Here is an 18,186-nt window from a genome sequence, read left to right on the forward strand (position 1 = left end):
GGGTGGGTAACAGCACAGGATTCTCGGGACCCAGCATGATACAGACCCAGTTGATCAAGGCCACCGCCACTCAGACCACGCCAGCCGACGCTCGTCTGCCCCTCGGCACGGGCGAAGGCGCCGGGTTGCCCTCGCTGGACGAGGCCAGGGCCGCCTTTGCCGACGCCATGGCCAAGGCGCAGCGCACCGAGATCAGCCCCTCTGCCAGTCAAGGGGGTGACGGGGAGAGCCTGCTGCCGGAGGCGGATGCCAAATCTTTGGCGAGTTCGCTGGACGAGTCCCAGGCCGGCCATGACAAGCCCGTCAAGGGCGAGGCCGTCGAGGCCGAGCTCCCCCCCGCCGATTTCTTGCAGCAGTTGCAGGCCTCCCTCAGGCAGGATGCCGGCCTGTCCACGCCCCCCGTCGTGGCTTCTGTGCAGAGCGAACCCACGGTCGAGCCTTCGGCGCAAGGCAGCCTCCTGGTCGATCCTTCGGTCGAGCCTTCGGCACAAGGCAGTCACCCTGTTGCTCCTCCGGTCGAGGCGTCGGCACAAAACAGCCTCCCTATCGCCCCTTCGGTCGAGCCTTCGGCGCAAGGCAACCTCCCGGTCGCCCCTTCGGCCCAGGCCTCGCTCCCCGTCGTCGCCTCGGCGCCTGCCGTGCCAGCTCCCACGGACGGCAACAGTTTGCCGCCCGAGTCGCAGTCAGCCAGCCGGCTCGAGGTTGGCAAGCCCGCTGGGGTGAATGCCCTGCCAGCGACCGCGCAGCCGAGCGAGGCCCTGATAGGGGGAACTCTGAATGCTGAGGCAGTGGAGGGCGCCGATGCCATCTCCGACGTTATCTCCACCGCAGGCACCGCCCGGGTCGACGGTTTGCCAGAGGCAGAGACAGCGGCCACCGGCTCCCAGCACCCGGACAAGGGCGGCAAGCCGGCGCTGGAAGAGGTGGCGGAGCAACCGCCATTGTCCGCAAGGGAGCGGGCCGCACTGCTGGCCAAGGTCTTGCCGCAGACGCCTCAGGTGGCGGCCGAGCCGGTACCAGAGGGCGGCGAGCCGACCCCGGTGGGCAAGGCCGAGCAGCCGGCCTCCCCTGAGCCGGCCGCGAAGGTGGCTCACACAGCACAAACCACCCACAGCGGGCCATCGGCGCAAGGGAGTGCGGCCAGGGCCTTCGGTGAGGGGCAGACCAAAATGGAGATGACCACGGGGACCGAGCCCACAGCTTCCGCCGAGGATGGCGCCAAGCCTGATACGGAGACTGAGGCGCAGCAGCTGAAGCCGGCCCAGGCGGCCAAGGCCGAAGCGGGTGCCGCCGTGGCGAGCAACGCCGCACCCCAGCTCGCCACCCCGGTCACCGAGCCGGAGCTGACGGCGCCACAACAGATACTGGCGAGCCGCGAGCCGCAGGGACCGCAAGCCTCGCTGGCGTCCCTGTCGGCCGGCATCCAGCAGATGGAGGCCGAGCCCGCGGTGGCGGTCAAGGTGGCCGCCGAGCTGAAGCAACTCGATACGAAACAAAAGCCGGGGGAACTCGGCAAGCATGGCGGGCTGGAGGTCGGTGCGACCGAGCAGAGCGAGGCGAGCCCCTCCGCGCAGCCTGCCCAGCAGGCCAGCCCGACAGCCGAGCACAGGCCCGCGGCCGAAGTGGCCGCCAGACGGGACGCCCAGAGCCTGCCGCACCTGCGGCTGGCCACCCCGGAGGCGCCGGCCCAGCTGCACCAGAAGGTGAACCTGATGCTGGCGGACAAGCTGCAGCAGGCGGAGATCCAGCTCGATCCCCTGGGGCTCGGCAAGATGAAGATCCAGATCCAGATTGACGCCTCCAACCAGGCCAACGTCCACTTCGTGGTACAGCATGGCCAGACCCGGGAGATGCTGGAGCAGGCCATGCCCAGGCTGCGCGACATGCTGGCGGGGCAGGGGATCCAGCTCGGCCAGACCCTGGTTCAACAACAGCCGCAGCAACAGCAGTCCCAGGGGCAATCCCCCTTCAGCGGTCAGGGCCAGCAGGGCCAATCCGGGGGCGGCACCTTGGGCGGCCGTGAGCCCGCCGAAGGGGAGGTCACCACCAGAACCATGAGTCTGCTGGTGGAATCGGCAAACGAGGCCGGAATTGATTTCTATGCTTGATGCCTGCCTGAGTAAGTTTATGATACCGAACAAGTTTGAGACTAGGGTGGACAAGGGATGGCAGACGATAACGAACTGACGCTGAAGGACCCGGCGGCAGCCAAGAAAAAGAAGCTGATCATGGTAGTCGCCCTGGCCGTCATCGTGCTGGGGGCTGGCGGGGCCGGCACCTGGTTCATGCTGGCCGGCGGTGACAAACCGGCGGCCGACGCGGCCGAGATCGCCAAGGCCGAGGCCAGCGCGCCGCAGCCTTCGCTCTACGTGGGCATGCCGCGCCCCTTCGTGTTCAACGTGGCGGGCGGCCAGCGGGATCGGCTGGTACAGATCAAGATCCAGCTGATGGTGCGGGGTGCCGCCGACGAGACCCTGGCCAAACAGAATATTCCCCTGATCGAAGGGACACTGCTGCGCGTCTTCAGCGCGGCCACCGCCGAGCAGCTGATGACCTTCGAGGGCAAGGAGAAGCTGCGCCAGGATTCACTGGAAGAGTGTCGCCGGGTGCTCAATGACCTGGTCTCTTCCCCCGTAATAGAACAAGTGCTGTTTACCGGCTTTGTCATGCAATGAAAGGTGAAGCGTGAGCGATCTGTTAAGTCAGGACGAAATTGATGCCCTGTTGCACGGTGTCGATGATGTCGAAGAGGAAGAGCTAGGCGCGGCCGGGGATCCCGGCATTGCCCAGTTCGATTTTTCCTCCCAGGACCGCATCGTCCGTGGCCGCATGCCGACCCTGGAGCTGGTGAACGAACGGTTCGCCCGCCACATGCGCATCAGCCTGTTCAACATGATGCGGCGCACCGCCGAGGTCTCCATCAACGGCGTGCAGATGCTCAAATTCGGTGAGTACGTGCACACCCTGTTCGTGCCGACCAGCCTGAACATGGTGCGCTTCCGTCCGCTCAAGGGGACGGCGCTCATCACCATGGAGGCCCGCCTGGTGTTCATCCTGGTGGAGAACTTCTTCGGCGGCGACGGCCGCTACCACGCCAAGATCGAGGGGCGCGAGTTCACCCCCACCGAGCGGCGCATCATCCAGATGCTGCTCAAGCTGGTGTTTGAGGATTACAAGGATGCCTGGGCCCCGGTGATGGACGTCGGCTTCGAGTACCTCGATTCCGAGGTCAACCCGGCCATGGCGAACATCGTCAGCCCGACCGAGGTGATAGTGGTCAGCTCCTTCCACATCGAACTGGATGGCGGCGGTGGCGACTTTCACGTGGCCATGCCCTATTCCATGCTGGAGCCCATCCGCGAGCTGCTCGATGCCGGGGTGCAGAGCGACAAGGGCGATACCGACGTGCGCTGGAGCAAGGCGCTGCGTGACGAGATCATGGACGTCAAGGTGGAGCTCAAGGCCAAGTTGCTGGAGACCGAACTGACCCTGCGCGATCTGATGGAGCTCAAACCCGGTGACATCATCCCGGTGGAGATGCCGGAGAACCTGCTGGTCTACGTGGAGGATCTGCCGACCTTCCACGCCAAGATGGGGCGCACCAAGGAGAATGTGGCGCTCAAGATAGTCGACAAACTCAAGCGCCCTGACGGGGTCAAGACAGAGATGCATCTGGTGACCCGGGGCGGCGTACGCATCGATGGTGAGGCCGAGCTGGAAGAGCTCGAGCGCAGCATCGAAGACAAACACTCCTAACAGACCCGTCGTGTCAGACGCGGGTCACGAAGCAGCATGAGGAAGCAAGATGAGCGGAACCGATGACGAGCAGGATTTGATGGCGGATGCCTGGGCGGCCGCGCTGGAGGAGCAGGTCACGGCGGAGGCCAAGCCGGCCCCGCTGGAGGAGCTGAGGGACGATGCCCCCATCAGCGCCGAGGAGCGCCGCAAGCTGGACACCATTCTGGACATTCCGGTGACCATCGCCATGGAGGTGGGTCGCAGCCAGATCAGCATCCGCAACCTGCTGCAGCTGAACCAGGGCTCGGTAGTCGAGCTGGACAGGGTCGCCGGTGAGCCGCTGGATGTGCTGGTCAACGGCACCCTGATCGCCCACGGCGAGGTGGTGGTGGTGAACGACAAGTTCGGCATCCGCCTGACCGATGTCATCAGCCAGATAGAACGGATCAAGAAGCTCAAATGACCAGAACCATTGCGCTGACCGATGTCATCATCAGTCAGGCCGAAAGGATCAAAAAACTCAAATGATCCGCGTCCTTGCTTTAATGCTGTTCGCCGCCCCCGCACTGGCCGAGGGGGCCAACCCGCCCAGCATCACCTCCTGGCTGCTCTCCAGCCTGATGGTGATCGGCCTGATCCTGGTGCTGGGCTTCCTGCTCAAGAAGAGCAAGCTCACTCAGGTCATGGGGGGCGGCCAGATGAAGGTCATCGCCAGCCTGCCGGTGGGCTACAAGGAGAAGCTGATGGTGGTCAAGGTGGGCGAGCAACAGCTGCTCATCGGGGTGACGCCGCAGCAGGTCAACTTCCTCTACCGCCTGGAGCAGCCGCTGGACGAGAGCCAGCCCCAGGCGTTCTCCCAGCAGCTGGGCAAATTGATGGGCAAGCATGAAAAGAGCTAACTGGATAGGGCTGCTGGCGCTGGTGTCGCTGCTGCTCTCGCCCCTGGCACTGGCCCAGGACGGCATGTCGGCGCTGACCGTCAAGACCATGGCGGATGGCAGTCAGGAGTACAGCCTGACCCTGCAGGTGCTGGCGCTGATGACCGCGCTCTCCTTCCTGCCAGCCATGGTCATCATGATGACCTCCTTCACCCGGATCATAGTAGTGCTCGGGATCCTCAGACAGGCCATAGGCCTGCAGCAGAGCCCGTCCAACCAGGTGTTGATCGGCATCTCCCTGTTCATGTCCTTCTTCATCATGTCGCCGGTGCTGGATCGCATCAACGACGAGGCGCTGCAGCCCTATCTGGCGGAGACCATAGGGCCCAAGGAGGCGCTGGAGAAGGCCGAACAGCCCATCCACCAGTTCATGCTGGCCCAGACCCGGGTCAAGGATCTCAACACCTTCATGGAGATAGCGAACGTGCAGGTGGAGAAGCCGACCGAGGTGCCGCTGCGGGTGTTGATCCCGGCCTTCGTCACCAGCGAGCTCAAGACCGCGTTCCAGATAGGCTTCATGCTGTTTCTGCCGTTCCTGGTGATCGATCTGGTGGTGGCCAGCATACTGATGGCCATGGGGATGATGATGCTGTCGCCCATGCTGGTCTCCCTGCCCTTCAAGCTGATGCTGTTCGTCATGGTCGATGGCTGGAACCTGATCCTGGGCTCGCTCGCGAACAGCTTCGGGCTGGGCGCCGGCTAAGCACAAGGAGCCGATTACATGAGTCCGGAAACCTTTGTCGACGTGTTTCGTGAGGCACTCTGGCTGGTGACCATCATGGTGTGCGCCGTGATCCTGCCCAGCCTGATGGTGGGGCTGATCGTCGCCATCTTCCAGGCCGCGACCTCCATCAACGAGCAGACCCTGAGCTTCCTGCCCCGTCTCATCGTGACCCTGTTCGCCCTGGGCGCCGGGGCCCACTGGGGCCTGCAGAGCCTGATGGACTTCTTCATGCTGATGGTGAGCCAGATACCCGAGGTGGTGGGATGACTCATACCATGCTGGCGCAAGCATCATCGTCTGACGTCCTGCTGATGGCGGTATGTCAGGGCTCCCCCGAGGTGATGGATTGATCATTCGGGTGGCGGCATGACCTATACCACCACGCTCATCATGGAGTGGCTGGCGTCCATCCTCTGGCCGCTGGCACGGGTGAGCAGCCTGCTGATGGTGATGGCGGTGTTTGGCAGCCGGCTGGCGCCGGCGCACATCCGCATCGGCCTGGCGCTGGCCATCACCCTCATCATCGCCCCCCTGTTGCCACCCATGCCCAAGATAGAGCTGTTCTCCGTCGGCAGCTTTCTGGTGCTGGGGCAGCAGATGCTCATCGGCATCGCACTGGGTCTTATGACCCAGTTCCTGCTGGAGAGCTTCGTGATGGCGGGCCAGATCATCGCCATGCAGACCAGCCTGGGCTTCGCCACCCTGGTGGATCCCATGAATGGCCAGTCTGCCCCCGTGGTGGGGCAGTTCTACCTGATGCTGGCGACCCTGGTTTTCCTGGCGGTGGATGGTCACCTGCTGATGCTGCGGATGGTGGTGCTGAGCTTCGAGACCCTGCCGGTCTCGGACAGCGGCCTGACCCTGCCCGCCATCCGCAGCCTGGTCAGCTTCCTCGGCGTCATGTATCAGGCCTCGCTGGTGATGGCGTTGTCGGCCATCATCGCCCTGCTGCTCATCAACTTCGCGTTCGGGGTCATGACCCGGGCCGCGCCCCAGCTCAACATCTTCAGCATCGGCTTCGCGGTCAGCATGATGTCGGGTCTGTTCATCCTCTGGCTCACCATTGGCGGCTTCATGGGCCACTTCGACGCCATCTGGGAGCGGGTGCAGGAGACCAGCTGCGAACTGATCAACACCCAGTGTTTCGGTGGCCAGAATGGCTGATACCGATCAGGCAAATGGCACCGAGCAACCCGGCGGGTTGGCACCGTTTCAGGTTATCGGTGCGATGATCGACCGCCTCCGGCCAGTCGGAGGTCTGCATGGCTGATACCGATCAGGCAAATGGCACCGAGCAACCCGGTGGGTTGGCACCGTTTCAGGTTATCGGTTGGATGATCGGCAGTCTCCAGCCAGTCGGTGGCCAGAATGGCTGATACCGATCAGGAACGTACCGAACAACCCACGGGCAAACGACTGCAACAGGCCCGGGAAAAAGGGCAGATTGCACGTTCCAAGGAGCTGGGAACCGCCAGCGTGCTGCTGGCGACCGTGTTTGGCTTGCTGATGCTCAAGGAGAGCCTGGCCGGTGCCATGGTCAAGGTGCTCACCATGGGCTTTACCCTGGAGCGGGATCAGGCCTTCGATCCCAACGCCATGGGGGCCATGGTGCCCACCCTGCTGGCCGAGCTTATCCAGCCCCTCGGCCTGCTGTTCCTGCTGGTGACCATCGCCGCCTTCGTCGGCAACACCCTGCTGGGAGGAATGAATTTTTCCTCCGAGGCCATGCTGCCCAAATGGAGCAAGCTGAGCCCCTTGAGTGGTTTGAAGAGGATGTTCGGGGTGCAGTCGCTGGTGGAGCTCATCAAGTCCATCGCCAAGGTGGTGTTCATCAGCCTGTTCGCCTGGTGGATGCTGTCGAGTCAGTTCAACCACCTGCTCAACCTCTCCCTCGAGGGCTTTCCCGGTGGCATCATAGACGCGCTGGACCTGCTGCTGTGGATGCTGATCATCCTCTGCTGCTCCCTCATTCCCATCGTCGCCATCGATGTGCCCTTCCAGACCTGGAACCACAATCGTCAGCTCAAGATGACCAAGCAGGAGATCAAGGACGAGTTCAAGGACAGCGAGGGCAAGCCCGAGGTCAAGGGGCGGATCCGCCGCCTGCAGATGGAGATGGCGATGCGTCGCATGATGGGGGATGTGCCCAAGGCGGACGTGATCATCACCAACCCGAGCCACTACTCGGTGGCGCTGAAATACGACACGGGCAAACCCGGGGCCGCCCCCAAGGTGCTGGCCAAGGGGGTCGACGAGGTGGCGATGAAGATCCGGGAGATAGCGCGGGAATACGAGATCCCCATCATGCCGTCCCCGGCGCTCACCCGCGCCATCTATCACTCCACCGAGATCGGTCACGAGATCCCGGAGGGGCTGTTCGCCGCCGTGGCCCAGGTGCTGGCCTATGTCTATCAGCTCAAGAAGTTCCGCCGTGGCCGTGGCCGGCGTCCGACCCCGGTCGCCAAGGATCTGCCCATCCCGCCTGAGTACCGCAAATAACGCCCCGGCTCCTTGGGCGCATCGGCTTGTCGATAGTGGCTGAATCTGTCTCAAGCTGGCTTTGCCGCCCTGGTTCAAACACTGGCCCATGTCTATCGGCTCAAGACGTTCCGCCGTGGCCGTGGCCGGCGTCCGACCCAATCGCCAAGGATCTGCCCATTCCGCCTGAGTACCGCAAATAACGCCCTGGTTCCTTGGGCACATCGGCTTGTCGATAGTGACTGAACCTGTCTCAAGCTGGCTTTGCCGCCTTGGTTCAAACACTGGCCCATGTCTATCGGCTCAAGAAGTCCCGCCGTGGCCGTGGCCGGCGCCCGACCCCGGTCGCCAAGGATCTGCCCATCCCGCCTGAGTACCGCAAATAACGCCCCGGCTCCTTGGGCGCACCGGCTTGTCGATAGTGGCTGAATCTGTCTCAGGCTGGCTTTGCCTGCCTGGTTCAAGTGCTGGTCCATGTCTATCGGCCCGGAACCTGTTGCTGCGGTTGACCCCGTTCTCTTCAGTCCCGACCAGCCTAGGTTCAGTGTGACCCGCCAGACTTCTGACAGCTTTAAAAATAAAAACCTTATATATCAGCATATTGAATTGTTGGCTTGATGTTTGCTTTAGTCCAGCACTGGCAGTTGATAATTGAGCATAACGATGGGATTCAAGGCAGCATTGGGCCGTTTAACAGAGTACAGGTGGTTGCTCAGCAAGGGGGTCGGGACCCCGCTGCTGGTGCTCGCCTCCCTCGGCATGGTGGTGCTGCCCATCCCGCCGCTGATGCTGGATATCCTGTTCTCCTTCAACATAGCCCTCTCCATCGTGGTGCTGCTGGTGGCCGTCTATACCCGCCGGCCGCTGGAGTTCGCCGCCTTCCCGACCGTGCTGCTGATCGCCACCCTGCTGCGCCTCGCGCTGAACGTCGCCTCGACCCGGGTCGTGCTGCTGGAAGGCCATAACGGCAGCGCGGCGGCCGGCCATGTGATCGAGGCCTTCGGCAACGTGGTCATAGGCGGCAACTATGCGGTCGGTATCATCGTCTTCATGATCCTGGTGATCATCAACTTCGTGGTGGTCACCAAGGGGGCGGGCCGGATCTCCGAGGTGAGCGCCCGCTTCACCCTGGACGCCATGCCCGGCAAGCAGATGGCCATCGATGCGGACCTGAACGCCGGTCTCATCAATCAGGAAGAGGCCAAGAAGCGGCGCCAGGACGTGACCCAGGAAGCCGACTTCTACGGCTCCATGGACGGTGCCTCCAAATTCGTGAAGGGGGATGCCATCGCCGGCATCATGATCCTCTTCATCAACATCATTGGTGGCTTCATCATCGGCATGATGCAGCACCAGCTCAGCTTCGGTGAGGCGGCCCAGATCTACACCCTGCTCGCCATCGGTGATGGCCTGGTGGCCCAGATCCCCTCCCTGCTGCTCTCCATCGCCGCCGCCATCATAGTGACCCGCCAGAATACCGATCAGGACATGGGCACGGCGGTGCTCGGCCAGCTGTTCGAGAATCCCAAGGCGCTGGTGATCTCCGCCGGCATCCTGCTGATGATGGGCAGCGTGCCCGGCATGCCGCACCTGGCGTTCCTGAGCCTGGGGGCCATAGCGGCGGTCGGAGCCTGGTGGCTGCTGCGCCGTGAGAAACAGCGCGCCGCCAAGGTGGCCAAGGGCGAGCTGATGCCGCAGAGCTCGGATCAGCCTCATGAACAGAAAGATCTCAGCTGGGACGATGTGATGCCGGTGGACATCATAGGGCTGGAGGTGGGTTATCAGCTCATCCCGCTGGTGGACAAGAGCCAGGGCGGCGAGCTGCTCAACCGGATCAAGGGGGTGCGCAAGAAGCTCTCCCAGGAGCTCGGCTTCCTGGTGCCGGCCGTGCACATTCGCGACAACCTGGATCTCGCGCCTAACCAGTACCGCATCACGCTGATGGGAGTGAGTACCGGCGAGGCCACCGTCTACCACGACAAGGAGATGGCCATCAATCCGGGCCAGGTGTTCGGCCAGGTCCAGGGCATCGCGACCCAGGATCCCGCGTTCGGGCTGGAGGCGGTGTGGGTCGCCAAGGATCAGGTCTCCCACGCCCAGACCCTGGGTTACACCGTGGTGGATGCCGCCACCGTGGTGGCCACCCACCTGAGCCAGATCCTCTCCAACCATGCCGCCCTGCTGCTCGGTCACGACGAGGTGCAGCAGCTGCTGGACATGATAGGGAAGCATCAGAGCAAGCTGGTGGAGGGGCTGGTGCCCGAGGTGATCAGCATGGGCAACCTGGTCAAGGTATTGCAAAATCTGCTCAATGAGGGCGTGCCAATTCGCGATATGCGCACTATTCTGCAGACCCTCGTGGAATATGCGCCGCGCAGCCCGGATCCGGAAGTGCTGACGGCCGCCTGTCGCATCGCCCTGCGCCGATTGATCGTGCAGGAGATCGCGGGTCCCGATCCCGAGCTGCCGGTGATCACCCTGGCGCCAGAATTGGAACGTATATTGCATCAATCCTTGCAAGCAGGTGGGGGAGATGGCGCCGGTATCGAACCGGGACTGGCGGAGCGGATGCAGCGTTCGCTGGTGGAAGCCACTCAACGACAAGAACTGGAAGGCCAGCCGGCCGTGCTTCTGACATCGGGGATATTGCGCAATACCCTGGCGAAATTTGTCAAGAATGCCATTCCTGGATTACGCGTTCTGTCTTATCAGGAAGTGCCTGATGACAAGCAAATCCGCATCGTCAGTGCGGTAGGACAGGGCTAGTTAGCGGAGATGACGGGTGAAGATTAAGCGTTTTTTTGCCAAAGACATGCGCACGGCCCTGGCCGAGGTCAAGGAGACACTCGGGCCGGATGCTGTCATCATGTCCAACAAGAAGGTCACCGGTGGGGTGGAGATAGTCGCCGCTGTCGATTATCAGTCCCAGGTGCCCGGACCCAAAGATGCGCCGGTTCGCCGTCAGTTGAACGATGAGAGCGTCAATATCTCGTCTGCGGGCAAGCAGATGACACGCCCTGCGCCGCCCAAGGAGCAGAACGAATACTATGCCGACACCCTGGCGGCCCTGCTGGCACGCCAGCAGAAACTCAACCCCGCCAATCCGGCGGCGAGTGGCAATCAGTCCGCCGGTCTGGTGTCGGCCAATACGGCGCCCAGAACCCTGGCCGAACAGGGTCAGTGGGGCTCCGCTCCCGAACCCGTCAAGCCCAAGGCTCGTCCTGCGCCCGGTCCGCGTCCTGCCCAACCCGCCCAGCGGGATCAGGAGATGGAAGGGATGCGCAAGGAGATGGTCAGCATTCGCAAGCTGCTCGAGCACCAGATCTCCGGCCTGATGTGGCAGGAGGTGGAGCGCCGCGAGCCGATGCGGGCGCTGCTCATCAAGGAACTCAAGAAGATGGGGTTCGATGATGCCTTCGCCGACCAGCTCGCCGGGCTGATCCCGGAGGAGATGCCCATTCATCAGGCCATGGCCCAGCTGGCCGAGGTACTGACGGCCCAGCTCAAGATCAGCGAAGACGATATCCTGCGCCAGGGTGGTGCCGTGGCGCTGCTCGGCCCGACCGGGGTGGGCAAGACCACCACCATCGCCAAGCTGGCGGCCCGCTTCGCCATGAAATACGGCGCCGAGCAGGTGGCCCTCATCACCACCGACAACTACCGGATCGGGGCCCACGAGCAGTTGCAGACCTATGGTCGCATCATGGGCTGCCCGGTGCGCCAGGTGAGGGACGCCGAGGAGCTGGCCAATGCGCTCTATCAGTTCCGCAACCGCCGGCTGGTGCTCATCGATACCGCCGGGGTGGGTCAGCGGGACATCCGCCTGACCGAGCAGCTCGACACCCTGGTCAAGAACGCCAAGGTGCGCATTCGCAGTTATCTGGTCATGTCGGCGACGTCCCAGCGCCGGGTGATGCAGGAGGCGGTGGATCACTTCCGGCGCATCCCGCTCTCCGGCTGCATCCTGACCAAGCTGGACGAGAGCCTGAACCTGGGTGAAGTGATCAACGTATGCATCCAGAACGCGCTGCCCATCAGCTACATCACCGATGGACAGCGGGTGCCGGAAGATATTCAAGTTGCCAACGCGGCGCTGCTGGTCGGTGCCGCCATGGGTTCGCTGGAGCGGGAAACAGAAGATCCCTACTTCTGGGGTTCAGGTTTTGGCGAGGCCGAAGATTCGGAGTTTTATGAGTAACATCTATATGGATCAGGCGAGTGGTCTGCGCAAAATGCGTCAAAACAATCGAGTTAAAGTGATCGCCGTGTCCGGAGGCAAGGGGGGCGTGGGCAAGACCAACGTCACCCTGAACGTGGCGGGAGCCATGGCCGCCCAGGGCAAACGGGTGTTGGTGCTGGATGCCGACCTTGGCCTGGCCAACGTCGACGTCATGCTGGGGCTGCGGGTGCATCGCAACCTGTCCCATGTGCTGGCCGGGGAGTGCACCATAGACGACATCATCGTCGAGGGGCCCTACGGCATGATGATAGTGCCGGCCACCTCGGGTACCCAGTCCATGGTCGAGCTCTCGCCGGTGCAACATGCCGAGCTCATCCGTGCCTTCAGCGAGATGAAGACCCAGGTCGACGTGCTGCTGGTGGATACGGCGGCGGGGATCTCCGACATGGTGCTGAGCTTCACCCGTGCGGCCCAGGACATCATGGTGGTGGTGTGCGATGAGCCCACCTCCATCACCGATGCCTACGCCCTCATCAAGATCCTCTCCAAGGATCACGGCGTGTTCCGTTTCAAGGTGGTGGCCAACATGGTGCGCTCCTTGCGCGAGGGGCAGGAGCTCTTCGCCAAGCTGACCCGGGTCACCGACCGTTTCCTGGATACCTCGCTGGAGCTGGTGGCCTGTGTGCCCTACGACACCAACCTGCGCGCCGCCGTGCGCAAGCAGAAGCTGATCGTCGAGGCCTTCCCCAAGTCACCGGCGGCCCTGGCGTTTCGCGCCCTGGCCAACAAGGCGGCGAGCTGGCCCATTCCGCATCAGCCAGGGGGTCATCTCGAATTTTTCCTGGAAAATTTATTGCAAAAGCCGGTCATAGCACAGGAAGACTCCCGTGAATAAAACCCAAGCATACTTGCGTCATCAGGATTCCTATGTGCTGGTCGAGCGTCATGCTCCGCTGGTTAAACGGATCGCCCAGCATTTATTGGCTCGCCTGCCAAGCAGTGTCTTGCTGGATGACCTGATCCAGGCAGGTATGATTGGGCTGCTCGAAGCCTCCCGCAATTTTGACGGCAGCAAGGGCGCCAGCTTTGAAACCTATGCGGGCATCCGCATCCGCGGTGCCATGCTCGACGAGATCCGCCGTGGCGACTGGGTGCCGCGCTCGGTCCACCGCAACAGCCGCGCCATCGCCGAGGCCATCGAGAACGTGGAGCAGGTGCACGGTCGCGATGCCAGGGACACCGAGGTGGCGACCCAGATGGGCGTCTCCCTCGGCGAGTACCACGCCATGCTGCAGGACGTCTCCTGCGGCAAGATCATCGGCATCGAGGATCTCGGGGTCAGCGAGGATGTGATAGGGCATCCCGATGACGCCAGCGGTCATGGCGGCTTCGACGATCTGGCGGCCGAGCGTTTCCAGGGCGCCCTGGCCGAGCATATCTCCCGCCTGCCCGAGCGCGAGGCGCTGGTGCTCTCCCTCTATTACGACGAGGAGCTGAACCTGCGCGAGATCGGCGAGGTGTTGAGCGTGAGTGAGTCTCGGGTGAGCCAGATACACAGTCAGGCCATGCACAGATTGCGTGCCCGCCTGCGAGATTGGAATTTATAAGTGGTTGTACTGGCTACACTGGAACGCAACTCTAAGGCATAATTCGCAGCATAAAACCTGCATTCTGCATCATGTAAGTGAGCCGTTTTTGCGGCTATTTAGGAGGGAATTTTGGACAAGAACATGAAAATCCTCATCGTGGATGATTTTTCAACGATGCGCCGGATTATCAAGAACTTGCTGCGTGACCTGGGATATAACAATACCCATGAAGCAGACGATGGCAACACGGCGCTGCCGATGTTGAAAAATGGCGACTTCCAGTTTGTGGTCACCGACTGGAACATGCCTGGCATGCAGGGCATCGACCTGCTCAAGGCGATCCGTCTCGATGACAAACTCAAGCACCTGCCGGTGTTGATGGTGACTGCCGAAGCCAAGCGCGAGCAGATCATCGAAGCCGCTCAGGCCGGGGTAAATGGCTACATCGTCAAGCCGTTCACCGCCGCCACTCTCAAAGAGAAGCTCGACAAAATCTTTGAACGCATCGGCTAAGGAGTGGCAGGGATGACGGCCAAAACGAGTGCCATGATCTCGCTCGAGCAGGCAAGGATGCTGGTTGCCCACCTCGAGCAAGGTGAATTTGAACAGGCCGATACCATCCTCGCCGATGTGTGTGCCCCCAATGCCGCCGCCCTGTTTGACAGGGTCGGCCAGCTTACCCGCCAACTGCACGACTCTTTACAGGACTTTCGGCTGGATCCCAGGATCCCCGACCTGGCCACCCACGAGATCCCCGATGCCCGGGAGCGCCTGAGCTATGTCATCGACATGACGGACAAGGCCGCCAATCGCACCATGGATGCGGTCGAGGCCAGTCTCCCCATTGCCGATCGGCTCAATGACAACATCCAGCTGGTGATGCCCAATTGGAATGCCTTGATGAGCCGGGATCTTGAGCTGGGCCAGTTCAAGGCACTCTGCCATCAACTGAATGATTTTATTAAGGCTTCGGAGACGGATGCCGATAAGTTACGACAACTGCTGACGGAAATCCTGATGGCACAGGACTTTCAGGATTTGACCGGCCAGATGATCCGCAAGGTCATCAAGCTGGTGCAGGAAGTTGAAACGAAGTTGATAGAGATGCTGACCATGTTTGGTGAGGCAGCCATCGAGCATTCGGTGCGCAGCTTGCCGGCAAGCGGCATCGAGGCAGAAGGTCCCATCATGAACCCTGAGACAAGGTCTGATGTGGTCAATGGCCAGGATGATGTGGACGATCTGCTGTCTAGTCTGGGATTCTAATGGAGTGACGCATGGCCTTCGAAGTTGATGAAGACATACTGCAAGACTTTTTGGTCGAAGCATCAGAAATATTGGAACAGTTGTCTGAACAACTGGTCGACTTGGAAAAGCGACCCGATGACAAGAATCTGTTGAATGCCATCTTCCGCGGCTTCCACACCGTCAAGGGCGGAGCCGGTTTCCTCTCCCTGACCGAGCTGGTGGATGTCTGCCACGGCGCCGAGAACCTGTTCGACCTGCTGCGCAACGGCAAGCGGACCCTGAGCGCCGAGCTGATGGATGTCATTTTACAGGCGCTGGATGCCATCAACGTCATGTTTGCCCAGGTACAGAACCGGGAGCCGACCAGCCCGGCCTCTGCCGATCTCCTGCACGACCTGCACGAGCTGTGCAAACCCGAAGGGCAGGAGCAGCTGCGCACCGTCGCCGCTGCGGCCATAGTCCCGCCGCCTGCCCCCGAGCCGGTGAGCATACCCGCCAGCGTCCCCGCCGCCGTGAATGGCGGTGGCTCCATCGATGAAATTTCCGCCGATGAATTCGAGCGCCTGCTGGACGAACTGCACGGTGCCGGCAAGGCGCCGACGGTCTCCGCCGCGCCGGTGTTGAGTGGCTCCGGCGACATCACGGACGACGAGTTCGAGGCGCTGCTCGACCAGCTGCACGGCCAGGGTCAGCACGGTGGTGCGCCGGATCTCTCCCCGCTGCAATCGGTCCAGCAAGAGGTGGACGCGCTCATCGACGATGACGAGTTCGAACGCCTGCTCGATGAATTGCACGGCCGTGGCCAGGCGCCCCAGCACAGCATGGCGTCCCCGATGACGCCCCCGGCTGCCCCGGCACCGACTCCGGTCCAGCCCAGTGCGCCGGTCGCGGCCAGCCCAGCGCCCGCCAAGCCAGCACCGGCCCCCGCTCCTGCCAAGCAGGCGGCTCCCGCCGAGAGCGGCAATGCGATGCAGAACGACACCACGGTGCGGGTGGATACCAAGACCCTGGACGTCATCATGAACATGGTGGGTGAGCTGGTGCTGGTGCGCAACCGCCTGGTGAGCCTCGGCATCGCCAGCAACGACGAGGAGATGTCCAAGGCGGTGGCCAACCTGGACGTGGTGACGGCGGATCTGCAGGGGGCGGTCATGAAGACCCGCATGCAGCCCATCAAGAAGGTGTTCGGTCGCTTCCCCCGGGTGGTGCGCGATCTGGCCAGGACCCTCAAGAAAGACATCGAATTGATCATGGTCGGGGAGGAGACGGATCTCGACAAGAACCTGGTCGAGGCCCTGGCCGATCCCCTGGTGCACCTGGTGCGCAACTCCTGCGATCACGGCGTCGAGATGCCGGATGTGCGCGAGAAGGCGGGCAAGCCCCGTCAGGGCACCATCACCCTGAGCGCCTCCCAGCAAGGGGATCACATCCTGCTCTGCATCGAGGATGACGGCGCCGGCATGGATCCGGAGAAGCTGAAATCCATCGCCATCAGCCGCGGCGTGCTCGATGCCGACAGCGCGGCGCGCATGAGCGACAACGATGCCTACAACCTGATCTTCGCCCCCGGTTTCTCCACCAAGTCGGAGATCTCCGACATCTCGGGCCGTGGCGTCGGCATGGACGTGGTGAAGACCAGCATCGTCAGCCTGAATGGCTCGGTGCACATAGATTCGACCTGGGGCAAGGGCACTCGCCTCGAGATCAAGGTCCCGCTCACCCTGGCCATACTGCCGACCCTGATGGTGGAAGTGGGGGCTCAGACCTTCGCCCTGCCGCTCGGCTGCGTGAACGAGATTTTCCATCTTGACCTGAAGAAGGCCAACGTGGTGGACGGCCAGCTCACCATCATAGTGCGTGACAAGGCGATCCCGTTGTTCTACCTGCACAAGTGGCTGGTACGCGGCGCCGGCAAGACGGCGCGCCAGGACACCGGCCACGTGGTCATAGTTCAAATTGGTACCCAGCAGGTGGGCTTCGTCGTGGACAACCTCATCGGTCAGGAAGAGGTGGTGATCAAGCCACTGGACAACCTGCTGCAGGGCACCCCCGGCATGGCCGGCGCCACCATCACCAGCGACGGCGGCATCGCCCTCATTCTGGATGTACCCAGCCTGCTCAAGGCCTATGCGCGCCGGCACTGATCGTTCCGACCCGAGGAGTTAGAAGAATAACAATGGCAGTCAAGGTATTAGTGGTCGACGATTCGAGCTTCTTCCGCCGCAGGGTCAGCGAAATCATCAATCAGGATCCCCTGATGACGGTGATCGACACGGCCCAGAATGGACGGGAGGCGGTGGACAAGGCGCTGCAGTTGCGGCCCGACGTCATCACCATGGACATAGAGATGCCGGTACTCGACGGCATCAGCGCCGTGCGCGAGATCATGGCCAAGTGTCCCACCCCCATACTGATGTTCTCCTCGCTGACCCACGACGGCGCCAAGGCGACCCTGGATGCGCTGGATGCCGGTGCCCTCGACTTTCTCCCCAAGAAGTTCGAAGACATCGCCCGTGACAAGGACGAGGCGGTCAGGCTGTTGCAGCAGCGGGTCAGGGAGATCGCCCGCAAGCGCTTCCTGATGGCGGCTAAGCCCAGGGTGGCGGAGCCCGTGGTACGGCCCGTCCTGGGTAGCACCACGGCTCGCCCCGGCGAGCGAGCGCCCGAGCCGGTACGCGCGCCGAGCGCCCCCGCGAGCTTCAAGCGCAGCGGCAAGAGCTATCAGCTGGTGGCCATCGGCACTTCCACCGGCGGACCAGTGGCGCTGCAAAACGTGCTGACCAAGCTGCCGGGGGATTTCCCTCACCCCATTTTGCTGATCCAGCACATGCCGGCGACCTTTACCGCGGCCTTCGCCGCCCGTCTCAACGGCCTATGCCTGATTGGGGTCAAGGAGGCGGAGGACGGCGACGTGGTGAAACCGGGTCAGGCCTACCTTGCACCGGGCGGCAAGCAGATGCTGCTGGAAGGGCGCGGGCCAGGGGCACGCATCCGTATCATAGAGGGCAATGACAAGGTCAACTACAAGCCCTGCGTCGACATCACCTTCGCCTCGGCGGCCAAGATCTATGGCGACAAGGTGCTCGCCATCGTGCTGACCGGCATGGGCGCCGACGGCCGGGATGGCGCTCGTCTGCTCAAGGAGCAGGGGTCCACCATCTGGGCGCAGGATGAAGCCTCCTGTGTCGTCTACGGCATGCCGCAGGCGGTCGCCAAGGCCGGCATCGCGAGCGAGTCGCTGCCGCTGGATCGGGTGGCGCAGCGCATCCTGGTCGAGTTGGGCCGCTAACC

17 protein-coding genes are annotated in these 18,186 nt (G+C 62.6%); all 17 read left to right on the forward strand.

Going from position 1 to position 18,186, the window contains the following annotated elements; translation table 11 throughout:
* Positions 1-35: 35 nt before the first annotated feature.
* The 17 genes from KW821_RS05340 to KW821_RS05425 all read left to right on the forward strand — a co-directional run bounded on the left by KW821_RS05340 (position 36) and on the right by KW821_RS05425 (position 18,184).
* A complete protein-coding gene (locus tag KW821_RS05340) occupies positions 36-2,108 on the forward strand; it encodes a flagellar hook-length control protein FliK (RefSeq protein ID WP_218290682.1) in 2,073 nt (690 codons plus the stop codon).
* A 57-nt stretch (positions 2,109-2,165) separates the two neighbouring features.
* Positions 2,166-2,675 carry a flagellar basal body-associated protein FliL gene (fliL, locus tag KW821_RS05345; RefSeq protein WP_042652603.1) on the forward strand — a complete coding sequence of 170 codons (510 nt, stop codon included), beginning with the start codon at positions 2,166-2,168 and terminating at the stop codon, positions 2,673-2,675.
* A gap of 10 nt (positions 2,676-2,685) precedes the next feature.
* On the forward strand, positions 2,686-3,756 hold the full coding sequence (gene fliM / locus KW821_RS05350) for a flagellar motor switch protein FliM (protein ID WP_033130817.1): 1,071 nt from the start codon (positions 2,686-2,688) through the stop codon (positions 3,754-3,756).
* Positions 3,757-3,805: 49 nt separating this feature from the next.
* The gene (gene fliN, locus KW821_RS05355; RefSeq protein WP_042650085.1) at positions 3,806-4,201 is read left to right on the forward strand and encodes a flagellar motor switch protein FliN; all 396 of its coding nucleotides are present in this window, start codon (positions 3,806-3,808) and stop codon (positions 4,199-4,201) included.
* Between the two features lie 61 nt (positions 4,202-4,262).
* Entirely contained in the window at positions 4,263-4,637 is a 375-nt protein-coding gene (gene fliO / locus KW821_RS05360) for a flagellar biosynthetic protein FliO (RefSeq protein WP_042652602.1), read from the forward strand.
* Complete coding sequence (gene fliP, locus KW821_RS05365) at positions 4,624-5,379, forward strand: flagellar type III secretion system pore protein FliP (protein ID WP_218290683.1); 756 nt, start codon at positions 4,624-4,626, stop codon at positions 5,377-5,379. The genes fliO and fliP overlap by 14 nt, the downstream gene beginning before the upstream one ends.
* 18 nt (positions 5,380-5,397) lie before the next feature.
* Positions 5,398-5,667 (forward strand): flagellar biosynthesis protein FliQ, encoded by a 270-nt coding sequence (gene fliQ / locus KW821_RS05370; RefSeq protein WP_042652600.1) that lies wholly within the window; start codon positions 5,398-5,400, stop codon positions 5,665-5,667.
* Positions 5,668-5,766: 99 nt separating this feature from the next.
* Positions 5,767-6,564 (forward strand): flagellar biosynthetic protein FliR, encoded by a 798-nt coding sequence (gene fliR / locus KW821_RS05375; protein ID WP_218290684.1) that lies wholly within the window; start codon positions 5,767-5,769, stop codon positions 6,562-6,564.
* 204 nt (positions 6,565-6,768) lie between these two features.
* Positions 6,769-7,899, forward strand: coding sequence for a flagellar biosynthesis protein FlhB (flhB, locus tag KW821_RS05380; RefSeq protein ID WP_042652598.1), 1,131 nt, complete (start codon positions 6,769-6,771; stop codon positions 7,897-7,899).
* Between the two features lie 642 nt (positions 7,900-8,541).
* Positions 8,542-10,644 (forward strand): flagellar biosynthesis protein FlhA, encoded by a 2,103-nt coding sequence (flhA, locus tag KW821_RS05390; RefSeq protein WP_218290685.1) that lies wholly within the window; start codon positions 8,542-8,544, stop codon positions 10,642-10,644.
* Positions 10,645-10,660: 16 nt separating this feature from the next.
* A complete protein-coding gene (gene flhF, locus KW821_RS05395) occupies positions 10,661-12,076 on the forward strand; it encodes a flagellar biosynthesis protein FlhF (RefSeq protein ID WP_218290686.1) in 1,416 nt (471 codons plus the stop codon).
* Entirely contained in the window at positions 12,069-12,953 is an 885-nt protein-coding gene (locus KW821_RS05400; protein ID WP_042652595.1) for a MinD/ParA family protein, read from the forward strand. The genes flhF and KW821_RS05400 overlap by 8 nt, the downstream gene beginning before the upstream one ends.
* Positions 12,946-13,665: an RNA polymerase sigma factor FliA gene (locus tag KW821_RS05405; RefSeq protein ID WP_218290687.1), complete on the forward strand. Its 720-nt coding sequence runs from the start codon at positions 12,946-12,948 to the stop codon at positions 13,663-13,665. Before KW821_RS05400 ends, KW821_RS05405 begins: the two co-directional genes overlap by 8 nt.
* A gap of 111 nt (positions 13,666-13,776) precedes the next feature.
* A complete protein-coding gene (gene cheY / locus KW821_RS05410; RefSeq protein WP_010673934.1) occupies positions 13,777-14,160 on the forward strand; it encodes a chemotaxis response regulator CheY in 384 nt (127 codons plus the stop codon).
* A 12-nt stretch (positions 14,161-14,172) separates the two neighbouring features.
* Positions 14,173-14,913 (forward strand): protein phosphatase CheZ, encoded by a 741-nt coding sequence (locus KW821_RS05415; protein ID WP_042652593.1) that lies wholly within the window; start codon positions 14,173-14,175, stop codon positions 14,911-14,913.
* An 11-nt stretch (positions 14,914-14,924) separates the two neighbouring features.
* Entirely contained in the window at positions 14,925-17,039 is a 2,115-nt protein-coding gene (locus KW821_RS05420; RefSeq protein WP_218290688.1) for a chemotaxis protein CheA, read from the forward strand.
* 32 nt (positions 17,040-17,071) lie between these two features.
* Positions 17,072-18,184 (forward strand): chemotaxis response regulator protein-glutamate methylesterase, encoded by a 1,113-nt coding sequence (locus KW821_RS05425; protein ID WP_218290689.1) that lies wholly within the window; start codon positions 17,072-17,074, stop codon positions 18,182-18,184.
* The last annotated feature ends 2 nt before the right edge of the window (positions 18,185-18,186 follow it).

The sequence above is a fragment of the Aeromonas sp. sif2416 genome (assembly GCF_019218665.1).
GTDB lineage: Bacteria > Pseudomonadota > Gammaproteobacteria > Enterobacterales > Aeromonadaceae > Aeromonas > Aeromonas encheleia.